Annotated in this window: 1 protein-coding gene; it reads right to left on the bottom strand. The window is 50.6% G+C overall.

What is annotated here, in order from left to right; all coding sequences use genetic code 11:
* Positions 1-361 precede the first annotated feature (361 nt).
* Positions 362-14545, bottom strand: a complete 14184-nt coding sequence (locus QUB56_RS34720) for an amino acid adenylation domain-containing protein (RefSeq protein ID WP_332960906.1) — start codon at positions 14543-14545, stop codon at positions 362-364.
* Positions 14546-14559 lie beyond the last annotated feature (14 nt).

The following is a 14559-nucleotide window of genomic DNA, read 5'->3' as shown; positions in this document are numbered from 1 at the left end:
GGTACACGCTCGCAGGTGGTGATGCACGGGTTTTGACCTATTTTACCTGTTTATCTTGCACTTTACTCTCGCTCGCGCCCTCGAATAACCTTTCGCCACGTCAATTGCGATCGATTATTCAGCAAGCCCTATGTATGTCGTCTCAAAGAGCCAGGGAGAAATAGAAAAAGACATAGTAAGTTTTGGATTGGTTTATATGGCGAAAATTGGTTGATTGCCTTGGACTGCTGTCAGGAGTGGGTAGAGTCCATGATGAGTTTAGTTCCTAAGGGGCGAGCGTTTTATCAGAGGGGATTAAGAGCTATCAAGCTGATGGAGCAACCTCTTTAGACTCGTTGTCGCCCCCTGAAGTTGGGTGATCTTATTTTCTTTCATCATCTGCCTGTGCCTTATCGAGGCAGGCTCTTAACTTTTCTGCTAAAACCCGGACGTGGGGTTCGGTCACCATCGTGTTGTGATCGCCCGGGACTGAGTAGGTCTCTACGGGTTCAGAAGAAACCTTATCCCAACCCATGGCTGGATCATCGCAGAACTGTTCACTAGCAGAGAAAACGGTAATTTGATTCGGATATACTTCGTGTGGCACATAATGAGTTTGATTGTTAGCTTTGAAAACTTGCACCAGACCGCGAAGTTGCGATAATTTAGTCTCTGGAGGGAAGACGTTGACTGTTTTCAACCGCTCCAGAATGTAGTTCAATTGCTCGTCCGGAGCCAGGGGCTGAAGATCCTCGTAAGATACCGATAAGTTCTTTCCGACCAATTGTTCGATCGTCATTGCCAGCTCGGTTAAGTATCTAGCATCATCATCCTCATGCTCAACCTCTACAGGTTTGTTTGTAGAAAGCGGTGCCTCTGTGTCCAGAATGGCGAGCAGAGCCACCTCTTGTCCCTGATGAAGCAACTGTAGGGCCATCTCAAATGCTACATAGCTGCCAAAGGAATGACCTCCTAGAAGGTAAGGGCCTTGTGGTTGAACCCTCTGTAGCGCTTCAATGTAATAAGCTGCCATGTCCTCGACTTGGGTATGAGGCATCTGTTCCCCATCAAGGCCTCGTGCTTGCAGGCCATAAAATGGTTGGTCCCAACCGAGATGACGCGCCAAATGGTAGAAGTAGATAACATTTCCACCACTCCCTGGTACGCAGAAAAAAGGTCGCTTTGAACCACCGGACTGAATTTTTACCAAGGGAGACCATTGTTGCTCATCCGTGGGCTGGCGGAGATTACTAGCGAGATGTTCAATTGTCGGCGCAAGGAACAGCGTAGCCAAGGACAGATTTTGTTCAAATTGCTCCTGAAGTAGAGCTATTAAGCGCACAGCTAGGAGGGAGTGACCACCCAGAGTGAAGAAGTTATCGGTAACGCCGATGGGGCGGACATTCAGAACATCTTCCCAGATCTGGGCCAGCTGCAGTTCCAAAGTGTCACGGGGTGCGACGAAGGCCGACTCTAGCTCAGGTTTAGCCGTGTCAGGAGCCAAGAGAGCACGGCGATCTACTTTCCCATTGGGGGTTAAGGGCAGAGCCTCTAGCTTCACTATCGCTGAGGGAATCATATACTCAGGCAGCTTCTGCTTCAGGAACAGGTGCAGCTGGGAAACTGTTGGGGCAGATGTCTGGTTAACCACCACATAGGCCACCAGCCGCTTGTTGCCGGGGACATCCTCTCGAACCATGACCACGGTCTCGTCTACAGCCGGGTGTTGTCCCAGCACCGCCTCGATCTCCCCTAGCTCGATGCGGAAGCCGCGAATTTTTACTTGGTCGTCAAGGCGTCCCAGGAACTCAATAGTGCCGTCTGCCAGATAACGACCCAGGTCACCGGTTTTGTAAAGGCGGTCTCCTGGCTCATTGCTCAAAGGGTTAGGGATGAATTTCTGCTCCGTCAACTTTGGTTGATTGAGATAGCCTTGAGCCAGGCCAACACCACCAATATGCAGTTCGCCTGCAACGCCGACGGGCACTGGCTGGAGATGGGAATCTAAGATGTAGATTTGGGTGTTGGCAAAGGGACGCCCAATGGGGACTAGCCTATCAACAGACAAGCTGACTGCGGCACTTTCAAAATACGAACTGTCAATGGTTGCTTCACTCACTCCGTAAGCATTAATCAGACGCGTTTGAGCGCCACAAAAACGCTGGAATTGCTGATACTCCTTTATATGCCAGCTATCTGAACCGACTATCAGCAACCGCATGAAGCTAAGGTCTTGCTTTGTTCTCTCCAAATAGTGAATCAAATTCCTAAGAACCGCTGGAACAAAATCTGCACAATCAATCTTCTCTTGGAGCATCAATTCATACAGTTTTTCAGGCTCTAAAAGCCACTCGCGCGGGCAGATGACTAACTTCGCTCCCGAACAAAGCGCCCGAACCATATCTCCTGAAAAAACATCAAAAGAGAAACTCGCCATTTGTAAATGACTGGTACACAAGCTCCGCAGTTGATAGGCATCTTCCCAAGCCAGATAGGCATTCACCAGACTTCGATGAGCGATCGCCACTCCCTTAGGTTTTCCAGTAGAGCCGGAGGTATAAATCACATAAGCCAGGTTCTCATCTGTAACACTACTGACTGGAGCTAGGTCACTGTCTGCCGAGTTTATCCCCCAATCTTCGTCCAAGCAAACAACACGCGCTTGGTTTTCTGGCAATGCAGCAGACAACTTTTGACTCGTCACTAAAACTGGCATCTGTGAATCATTTAACATATAGGCTAAGCGCTCAGAGGGATAGTCTGGGTCTAACGGCACATAAGCTCCACCCGCTTTGAGAATGCCCAACAGTCCTATTACCATTTCCAACGAGCGCTCTATACAGATTCCCACCAGACTATCCGGATCTACATCCAGAGAACGCAGGTGATGCGCCACCTGATTCGCCCGGCGGTTCAATTCCCGGTAGGTGAGTTGCTGGTCTTCAAAGACTACGGCTACAGCATCGGGGGTTCGCTTGACCTGGGCTTCAAACAGCTGATGGATACATACATCTTTGGGGTAATCCACCTGGGTGTCATTCCACTCCACCAGCAGAGTATGGCGTTCTTGCTGTGTAAGCAGCGACAAGTTCTTAAGGCGCTCTCCAGGATTGGCAACAATACCTTCGAGCAAAGTCTGCAAATGCCTCAGCATCCGACTGATAGTAGTCGCATCAAAGCGGCGGCAATCGTAGCTTAGCTGTAGTGACAATTGCGCACCGGGCAATGCTACCAAGGTGAGGGGATAGTTTGTCCGCTCAAAGCCACGAACCTTACGAAACTCTAAGCTGCCACCCTGCTTCTGCAAGGAAGCATCTACCGGGTAGTTTTCAAAGACTACAATGCTCTCAAACAAGGGCAGCCCTCGAGGTACATCACTCCATCCTTGCACCTGTACCAGTGAGCTGTATTCGTACTGGCGCAACTCGACAAGCTGAGCTTGGAGCTGCTGCAACCAGTCAAACAGGAAAGCCTGTGGCGACACTTGCACCCGTATCGCTAGGGTATTGATAAATAGCCCCACCATAGACTCAACCCCCGCTAACTCTGCTGGACGACCCGAGACGGTAGCCCCAAAGACGACATCTTCCTGTCCGCTATAGCGGCTCAAAAGGATCGCCCAGGCTCCCTGCACCAAGGTGTTCACAGTCAGTTGATGCCCTCGAGCCAAGGACTGGAGGGCTGCTGTCGCTGCTACTGATAGTTGGATTTCTTGCTCATCGTAGCTCTCCACCTCACTCGACAAGCTTCCCAATGCTCGATCGACGGATAGCGGAGTCGGTACACTTAAACCGCTGAGCGCCTGTCGCCAGAATGCCTCAGCCCCCGTCAAGTCCTGCTCTTGCAACCAAGCGATATAGTCGCGGTAGGGACGACTGCGTTTCAGGTGTAAGTCTTGACCTTGGCAGAACGCTTCATAAAAGGCAAAGACTTCCTTGAGTACCAAAGGTAGCGACCATCCATCCAGCAGTAAGTGGTGGTGGCTCCAAATAAATTCGTAGACATCATCGTCCATCTGGATCAGCGCTAGACGCATCAGTGGGGTCTCGGAGAGTTCAAAGCCCCGCTTTCGCTCTGCCTGAATGAAAGCCTCCAATTGCTCTTGCTGGTCTACAGGAGAACGTCCCCGCCAGTCGTGCTGTTGCCAGGGCAAGCTCACGCATCGGTTTACTACTTGAAGGGGCTTATCAAAGCCCTCCCAATAAAACGAGGTACGCCAAACTGGATGTCGCTCCACTACCTTCTGCCAAGCCCGCTTGAAGGCTGAAATGTCCAGGTTCCCCTGCACGCTACAGCTGAGAGACTCGACATACACGCCAGACTCCGGAGCCGCAAGGCTGTGGAAAAACATCCCCTGCTGCATGGGAGAAAGTTCATATAAATCCTCCATATTCTCCTTCAATTTGGTGGTTTGGCTGATTTTGGCAATGAACTTATCAAGATCTTTTTGACCCAGCTTCGCAAATGGAAAATCAGAAGGCGTATAGCCACCTGCCTCAGGCGATTGGCAGTGGGCAATGAGCGATCGCACTGCAGCCATAAAACCTTCGGCGAGACGCTCAACAGTAGCTCTTTGATGCAGATTTGAGCTGTATGTCCAATTGAGTTGCAGCTGACCTTCAGCCACAAACCCGTTAATTTCCAAAAGATGGCTTCGTCTTCCCAGGAGGCTATATTCTGAGCCGCTGGACTCTTTTGCTAGTCCAAACATCCCATCTGGCGACAGCATCTGATCGAACTGACCTAGGTAGTTGAAGCTCACCTCGGTCTGAGGAATGGCTCGCAGTTTCTGGGCGATTGCTTTGTCCTCCTTGAGATAGCGCAGCAAACCATAGCCAATCCCCCGGTTCGGAATGCAACGCAGTTGTTCTTTGACCGATTTCAACGCTTCCCCTGGATCTGAAGCTTCCGTTATGTCTAATAGCACAGGGAAGAGAGTCGTAAACCAGCCCACAGTGCGTGACAGATCCACCCCTTCCAAGATTTCCTCTCGCCCGTGTCCCTCTAGGTCAATCAGCAGGCACCCAGTGCCAGTCCACTGCGCAAAAGTCTGTACTAGAGCTGTCAGCAGCACATCGTTAATTTGGCTGTTATAAGCCTGCGGTACCTCTTGCAACAGGGCGCGAGTCTCTTCCAGACTCAGTGAAACGGATACGCTATTGGCACTGGCTACGGTGTTGACTTGCTTATCTTGGGGATAATCTAATGGCAGGGGGGCGACGCCAGAACCCGAACAATCCAGCCAGTAGTCCAGTTCTTGCTCTAGCGCGACCGCTTGTGCATAATCGCTCAACCTTTGAACCCAAGTCTGGAAAGAAGTTGTCTTAGCTGGCAGCACAATAGCCTCCCCTCTACTGAGCTGCTGGTAGGCAGTGTGTAAGTCTTCTAGCAAAATTCGCCAAGAGACGCCATCTACTAACAAGTGATGGATCGCCAACAGCAACCGCTGGTGCTGGTTTGGACCTAGGTCGAACAGCGCCACTCGCACCAGCCATCCGGACTCTAGGTTCAAACTCGCCTGTAGTTCTGTCGCTGCTGCTTCAATAGCCCCGCTTTGTTCCGTTTGCGGCAGCGTCGTCAAATCCACCCGTGCCACAGTTAGCGTCTCATCTGGCAGGGCGTTAATTTGTTGCCAACCATTGGGCTGGCGCACAAAGCGGAGGCGCAACGCATCGTGATGCTCTAGCAATTGCTGCACCACCTGCTGCAACACAACCACGTCCACAGGTTGCCGCACTTCCAGCAGCAGCGCTTGGTTCCAATGGTGCGGTTGTGGCAGCTCCTGTTCAAAGAACCATCGCTGGATAGGCGTCAGCAGCACTTCTCCTGTGACCAAACCCTGTTCGGCCTGGTTAGCTTCACCTGTACCTGCTACTTCTGCCAATTCCGCGATTGTCTGATGCTGAAACAACTGCTTGGGGGTGAGTTTTAGCCCCGCCTGATTCGCTCTGGCGATGATTTGAATGCTAAGGATGGAGTCTCCACCTACTTCAAAGAAATTATCGTGGATGCCGACTTGTTGCAGCCCTAGAACATCAGCCCAGATTCTCGCTAGTTGCTCTTCTACAGGGGTGCGGGGTAACACTAAGGCCCCTGACCATTCCGGCCTAGCCATGTCAGGAGCCGGGAGGACACGACGGTCTATCTTGCCATTGGGTGTCAGTGGTAGAGCCGAAAGCAGCACCAAGGCACTCGGCACCATGTACTCAGGGAGCTGCTGCTTTAGGAAATGATGCAGCAGTTCCTGCATTGAAGGCGCTGGCGACGCGTTGAGTACGACATAAGCCACCAGGCGCTTGTTGCCGGGGACATCCTCTCGAACCACAACCACTGCCTCGTTTACAGCCGGGTGTTGTCCCAGCAGAGCCTCAATCTCCCCTAGCTCGATGCGGAAGCCGCGAATCTTTACTTGGTCGTCAAGGCGACCAAGAAACTCGATGTTACCATCAGGCAGATAGCGAGCTAGGTCGCCAGTCTTGTAAAGGCGAGCGCGTGGTTCATCACTAAAGGGATTACAGATAAATTTTTCGCTGGTTAACTCCGGACGGTTGAGGTATCCTCGCGCCAGTCCCGCGCCACCAATGTACAACTCGCCTGGAACTCCCACAGGGACAGGCTGTAGATGCGGATCTAGAATATAAACCTGTGTGTTGATGATGGGACGTCCAATGGGTAGCTTGTGGCTGCCATTGGAGCATTCATACACAGTTCCACACACAGTTGATTCAGTTGGGCCGTAAGCGTTGAAGAATCGTCTGCCTTTTGACCATTGTGCTACTAAGCCAGTCGAACAAGCCTCTCCCGCCACGATGATATTCTGCAAGGCTGGCAAGTCCTCAGTCGGTAGAGTGGCTAGTGCTGACGGGGGGAGCGTCATATGTGTAATAGCGTGCTCTAGCAAAAACTGCATCAAACTAGGTCCAGGTAGCAAGGATTCCCGCGTTCCCAGACAAAGCATTCCTCCGGAACAAAGAGCCATGACAATTTCCCAGATTGAAGCATCAAAGCTAAATGAAGCGAATTGGAGAACACGACTGTCTGAGCGCAAACCGAAGAGCCGAATTTGTGCCGCACTTAAGTTGCATAATCCTTGGTGGGTAACTAGAACGCCCTTGGGTTTTCCCGTAGAACCCGATGTATAAATCACATAAGCCAAGTTCTCTGGCTTGACTCCACTGACCGGATTTTCCTCGTTCTCCGTCAGAGTTACCCCCGAGTCTTTATCCAAACAGACCACACGCGCTTGATGCTCCGAAAGCCTTGACATCAACTTTTCTTCAGTCAACAGCACTGGCACCTGTGAATCCGACAACATATAAGCTAAGCGCTCAGAGGGATAGTCTGGGTCTAAAGGCACATAAGCACCACCAGCTTTGAGGATACCCAACATTCCTATTACCATCTCTAGTGAGCGCTCCACGCAGATGCCCACCAGACCATCGGGACCTACGCCCAGAGAACGCAAGTGGTGTGCTAGTTGATTGGCTCTAATGTTCAACTCGTGGTAAGTGAGTTGCTGGTCTTGAAACACTACAGCTACTGCATTTGGAGTTTGTTGTACCTGAGCTTCAAACAACTGGTGGATACACTTGTCGCAGGGATACTTTGTCTGGGTGTCATTCCACTCCACCAGCAACTGCTGGCGCTCTGGCTGTGTCACCAGGGGCAAGTCTGATAGCCGTTGGTCGGGTTCGGTAACAATGCCTTCTAGCAAGGTCTGGAAATGCTCCAGCATCCGGCTAATTGTTGCTGTATCGAACAGGTCGGTGTTGTATTCCAACGACCCCACCAATCCCTGCTCGGTGTCCTCCATCGACATGGTTAAATCGAACTTTGCCGTCGAGTTTTCCCTCTCTAGGGAGCTTAAGGTCAGATCTGGAAGTTCCAGAGCTGGCATCGGGGCATTCTGAAGGATAAACATTACCTGGAACAGTGGCTGATGGCTCAGGTTCCGCTCGGGCTGTAGTGCTTCCACCAACTGCTCGAAGGGCAGGTCTTGGTGAGCATAAGCACCCAGAGTCACTTCCCTCACCCGAAATAGTAAATCCTGGAAACTTGGATTTTCCGACAGATTTGTGCGCAGAACCAGCGTGTTCACGAAAAAGCCAATTAACCCCTCGGTTTCGCTGCGGTTGCGGTTGGCAATGGGAGAGCCTATACAGATGTCGTCTTGTCCCGTATAGCGGTAAAGCAACGTCTGGAATGCCGCCAGTAGGGTCATAAACAGGGTGACACCTGACCGCTGGCTTAGGGTTTTGAGCTTTTGGCTCAGGGGTGCCGAGAGAGCCAGAAATTGGGTCGCACCTCCGTAGGTCCCGACCGCTGGTCGGGGTCGGTCTGTGGGTAGCTCCAGCACTGCTGGAGCTCCCGCCAGTTGTTGCTGCCAGTAAGAAAGCTGAGCTGCCAACACTTCTCCCTGTAGCAACTGGTGCTGCCAATGGGCAAAATCCGCGTACTGGATGGGCAATTGGGGTAACGGTGAAGGTCTCCGGCTCGAGAAGGCTTCGTAGAGTGCCGCCAGCTCTCGGATCAGGACTCCTATCGACCATCCATCACTGACAATGTGATGCATTGTCAGCAGCAGTACGTGTTCGGCTTCACCCAGATGTAGCAATGTTGCTCGCACCAATGGACCCATTGCTAAGTCAAAGGGCTGCTGTGCTTCCTCGGTAGCCAACCGCTCGACCTGGGTCTCCTGTTGGGCTTCTGGCAAATCGCACAAATCTACCAGTGGCACGGTCAAGGCTAAGACTGGGGCGATCACCTGTGTCGGTTCTCCACTTACCGTCCGGAAGGTAGTGCGCAGGGCTTCGTGGCGCTCGACGATTTCCTGGAGGCTCTGTTTCAGTGCCGCTACATCGAGCGAACCTGTAAGACGCACGGCTACTGGTATGTTGTATGCCCAGCTACCAGGTTCCAATTGCTCTAGGAACCAGAGCCTAGCTTGAGCAAAGGACAGAGGCAGTTCTCCCTCCCGCTCCACGGGCAGCAGGGGCGGTGCCACAAGACCCTGCTCTGCTTGAAGGAGTCTCTCCAGACGATCGCTTAGGGAAGCTACCGTGGGAGACTCAAACAGACCACGGAAGGGTAATTCTACACCGAAAGTATCGCGCACCCGGGAGATGAGCTGGGTTGCTAGCAAGGAATGCCCACCCAAATCAAAGAAATTATCGTATATGCTGACCTGTTTCACTGTCAGAATGTCAGCCCAAATTCCAGCGACCATCTCCTCTACAGGAGTTTGAGGCGCTACATAAGCTCCTTCCCCTTCATGTCTAGTCGTGTCAGGAGCCGGGAGGGCGCGGCGGTCTACTTTACCGTTGGGTGTCAGTGGCAGAGCGTCCAGCAGCACGAAGGCACTAGGCACCATATACTCGGGCAGCTTCTGCTTGAGAAACTGCTGTAGTTGGGGAATCGTGGGTGCAGTTGCCTGGTTGATCACTAGATAGGCCACCAGGCGCTTGTTGCCGGGGACATCCTCTCGAACCACAATCACTGCCTCGTCTACAGCCAGGTGTTGTCTCAGTACAGCCTCAATTTCCCCTAGCTCGATGCGGTAGCCCCGCACCTTCACCTGCTCGTCAAGACGACCGAGATACTCGATGTTGCCATCACTCAGGTAGCGCGCTAGATCACCAGTTTTATACAAGCGCCCACCCGCTGCTTTGCCAAACGGGTTGGGGATGAACTTCTCGGTGTTCAACTCTGGACGGTTGAGGTAACCTCGGGCCAGACCAGCACCGCCAATGTACACCTCGCCGGGAACACCGATAGGCACAGGCTGTAGATTCTGATCCAGCAGATAAATTTGTGTATTAGCGATCGGGCGACCGATGGGTATGGTTGTAGCCGCCTCCGGGACGTCTTGCACCCAATTCCAGGAAGTGAAGGTTGTACTCTCTGTCGGCCCATAAACATGAAGCAATCGCTGCGGTGGCTCATGTTGCAGCACGGCTTTAACCCACCTAGGCTCGACAGCCTCGCCGCCAAATAGCAGGTGTCGTACCGAATGGAAAGCCCAGGGCACTTCCCTTGCCAACTGATTGAACAAGGCTGTCGTCAAAAACAACACGCTGATCCCTTGCTCACGAATTTGGGTTGCGAAGTTCTGGGGTGAAAGGACTAGATCCTTGGCAATTCCGATGAGCTGAGCACCTTGAAGCAGCGCTCCCCAAATCTCGAACGTGGCGGCATCAAAGGAACAGTTTGAAGCTTGAGCGACCCTGTCAGAAGGCTCTAACTTCAAGTAGTTTGTGTTCAAGACCAAACGGTTCACAGCCCGATGGGGTATACAAACACCTTTTGGCTTTCCGGTTGATCCGGAGGTGTAGATCACATAGGTCAGGTTGTCAGGTGTTACGTTGCTAGTTGGATTCTCCGTACCCTCTTGGGCGATGATTATCCAGTCTCTGTCCAGACAGACCACTTTTGCCTTATGCTCAGGCAACCCATGGACTAACCGCTGTTGAGTCAGCAAGATCGGGACCTGTGAATCTTCCAGCATAAAAGCCAAGCGCTCGTGGGGATACCCAGGGTCTAGGGGTACGTAAGCCCCACCCGCTTTGAGAATGCCCAAGAGTCCTACTATCATCTGTAAAGAGCGCTCTACACAGATGCCTACCAGAGTCTCCGGGCCTACGCCTAGAGAACGTAGGTGATGTGCCACCTGATTCGCACGGCGGTTGAGCTCCCCGTAGGTGAGTTGCTGGGATTCAAAGACTACTGCTACAGCATCGGGTGTCCGCTCTACTTGGGCTTCAAAAAGCTGATGAATGCACTTATCGTGCGGGTAATTGGTCTGCGTATCATTCCATTCCACCAGCAGCTGATGGCGCTCGGACTGTGTCAGTAGGGGCAAGTCTGATAGCCGCTGCTCGGGTTCAGCGACGAGGCCTTCTAGCAAAGTCTGGAAATGACCTAGCATCCGGTTAATGGTTTCTGCCTCGAACAAGTCGGTGCTGTAATTCATCTGCAGCAGCAATTCACCGTTGTTCTCGATGACATTCAAGTCGATATCAAAGTCCGCATAATTAATAGGAGGTGAGACCAACTCAAGATCGAGTCCAAACATCGTTGGTACACCCAAGGCGGGTTCTAGGTTAAATGTTGCGGTGACTAGAGAAGAGCGACTAGGGTCTCTGGGTAGTTTTAATTGATTGATTAAGCTGGCAAAGGGATAATCCTGATGTTTGTAAGCATCCAATAATGTATGCCTAATCGTAGTTAGATATTCTGAAAATCCAGGAAACCCAACTAGAGAACTTCGTATTGGCAGTAAGTGACTACAGTAGCCCACTATCTTTTCACTACCTTTGAGTGTTCGACCCGCTACTGCAATACCCACCAAAATATCATCCTGATTTGTCAATCGGTGCAGCCAAGCCATGTAGCCTGCTAGCAGCGTCATAAAGAGCGTACACCCCTTCTGTTTGCTAAGTGTTTTGAGCGAAGCACACAAGTTGGGCTTAAGCTTTAGGCTTGCTTTTGCTCCTTTATAGGTCTTTACAAACGGTTGCGGGCGATCTGTAGGTAAGTTCAAAATAGGAATTGAATCGGCAAATTGCTTAACCCAGTAAGCTTGATGTTTCGCCATCTCTGCAGACTGACTCTGCTTTAGCTGCTCTTGGATATAGTCTTTGAATTGCAGCGGTGGCTCCTGCTCACAAACCGTACCCTGACACTCTGCTGAATAAAAGGCACTTACCTCTTGTAACAACAAACTAATTGACCAGCCATCCATAACAATATGATGAGCTGTTAGAACTAGTAAATGCAGTTGTTCCTCTAGCTTGAGGATACGACAACGCAAGAGAGGTCCCTCACTAAGAACGAAAGGTTTTCGGCTTTCTTGTGTAAACCATTCAGCTACTTTTGACTCACGTTCACAAATATCCACAGCTGACAAGTCAACCAAAGGAACCTCTGCCTTCAAAGATGGCAATACCTGTTGAAAATCGCCCTGGCTACTAATAATTGTCCGTAGAGAATCATGACGCTCTATAACTTTCTGTACTGCCTGATACATTGCCGCTAACTGAAACGAGCCCCGCAACTGTAGGCTTGTGGTCATGTTATATGCAAGTGAGCCATTGTCCTCTAGTTGTGCCAAAATCCAGAGTTGCTTTTGAGCTTCTGTTAGGGGAAATTTGTCTGCTTCCTTTTCTTTTTCATCAGTTCTTTTTTGAGTATTTAAAAAGACAGATGCTGTGTCAGACTCTTTCGCAGAAAGTGGTTTTGTTAGAGTGTTTGATTTTCCATTTTGCTCTTGATTACCCTCTAGCAGCGTGTGTGAACGTCCGAAAAATAAACCGCCCTCTCGTAACTCCTTGACGCTATCTTTAACCGTCTGTATCACATAATTAATATCTGCCTCGGTATGTGCCGTGGACAGAAAACAGTTGCGTCCTTCCCAGACGTAGACACCCTTTTCCAGCAAATGATAGAAGAACAAATCTAGATTTTCCGAAAAGGCGAAGCGAAACAGCGAACCAAAATGCACGATGCGGATGGGTACAGCCTCGGCTTTAAAGTAAGTATTTAAAGTTTCAGCTAACTGGGATGTGCGTTGATTCAACTGCTGCTGAATAACTGGGCTATGCTCCTTGAGATGCTTGAGTACAGCTCGTGTAGTAGCCATGATCAGAGGATGCTTGTTGAAGGTTCCTGCGAAAAGAGTCTTTTTGGACTGAGGAAATGACGCATCTCCATAATTCCACAGACCCCCGTCAATTCCGTTCATGTAGGTAGCCTTGCCAGCCACGACCCCAATCGGCATGCCACCACCTATGACTTTGCCATAGGTTACTAGGTCGGCTTCAATGTCAAACCATGCCTGGGCCCCACCAGGATGAATGCGAAAGCCTGTGATTACCTCATCAAGGATTAACGCTGTGCCTGCTGCTGCCGTCAATTGCCTCAGCTTTTGTAGAAAAGCTTTGGGCTGTAAATCTGGTCTGCGACTCTGTACAGGTTCAACAAGAACCGCTGCTAATTCATGAGCGTGTGCTTGCAGAACCTCAAGCGCTTGAGGACTACCATAATCGAGTACCAAAACATCTTCAACGATGTTTTGTGGTACTCCAGGAGCTATTGGCACAGAAACTAGCTTTCCATCTAAAGTCTGTGGTGTAGCCAAAACTCCGTCAAAATGCCCGTGATAAGAACCTGAGAATAAAGCAATCTTAGTACGACCCGTTGCCGTGCGTGCCAGACGCAGCGCGGTCATCACTGCTTCTGTACCCGAATTACAGAAGCTTACCCGCTGCACGCCCGTCATGGAGCAGATTAATTCAGCTACCTCACCTGCCAGATCTGATTGTGGACCCAGGTGTAGACCTTGCTTCAACTGTTCTTCGAGGGCTTGTTTGATAAAGGGTGCATCGTGACCAAATAGCTGTACCCCAAACCCCATTGTGATGTCTACATACTCGTTTCCATCTAAATCCCAGATTCTTGAGCCTTTGGCGCGCTCTCCAATAATGGGATAAAGCATCTCCTTAATGGAAGGACGAAATCCCGCAGAAGCTCTGCTGTCAGCCAAAACAGGTTGGTAGGCTTGCTTTTGTTGTTTCGATTTTTGAGTACGCTTGGTATAGCGAGCAATCAACTCCTCTAGATGTAGCTGCGGAGCGGAGCTTAACCTTCCGTTCTGTTCTGGTTTGAGTGTTGACAGAGGTACGATCGGTTCTGCATTAACTCGATCTGGCTCGGTCTTACCCGATGTAGAGTCCGAGGATGCATCTGTGGTGGTTTGGGATGGAAATGATGCCTCCGCAGGATTGTTAACGTTAGGTACTGTTTGATTGAGAGATTCAAAAATGGCGGTCTGGGTTAAAAGAGAATTTCCTGGCTCAGAACCGTTCTTGCCTAAGAGTTCTAGCTGTTGAGATATGGCCTGAGACATGACAGACATTACATCAAGCTGCTTGGCCATAATTTGTTCTAACGCAGTCTTAGGTATCGCTACCCCCTGTACCTTGTTTGGCACACCAGACCTAGATACATCCTCTTTTGCACCTACATCTGTCGCTAATGCTGAGTGTTGGGATGGCACAGTAGCCTTGACCTCTGGTTGTGGGTAAACTCTCAGCGCCCACTCTGGAGTTATATGTTGATCTATGTAGGTAGCCAGAGTATCAATGGTTGCCAACCCGTCAAAGAACTGGTGCATTGCAACCTTTATTCCAAAGGTTCTTTCAATCGTGTGGACAGCGTCTATCAAAACCAGCGAATCGGCACCCATTTCTAGGAAAGGTGCATTAACATCGATTTCATCAGGGTTCATTTGCAGCAAATTAGCCACAATGGTACGCAATTTTGATTGACTGCTATTACCCTGGGCGATCGCGGGTGTCGTATCAACTTTTGGCTCACCTACAACGACACTAAGTTCAGCCGAGTTGAGTGGTTGAAATTCTGGAAGGTTCGTTGTACGGTCGGACTGATTTCCCCCTAAGTTAGTACCATTCGACTTTGATAGTTGTGTATCTAAATCCGGAACACCTAGAGGTTTTTCAGGCTCAACCCAATAACGTTTGCGATCGAAGGGATAAGTAGGCAGAGGCACTCGGCATCGCTGGT

The sequence above is a fragment of the Microcoleus sp. AR_TQ3_B6 genome, from assembly GCF_036702785.1.
In the GTDB taxonomy this organism is placed as follows: domain Bacteria; phylum Cyanobacteriota; class Cyanobacteriia; order Cyanobacteriales; family Microcoleaceae; genus Microcoleus.
The sequence above is the reverse complement of the archived record's forward strand: the minus strand, read 5'-3'. Positions and strand labels throughout refer to the sequence as shown.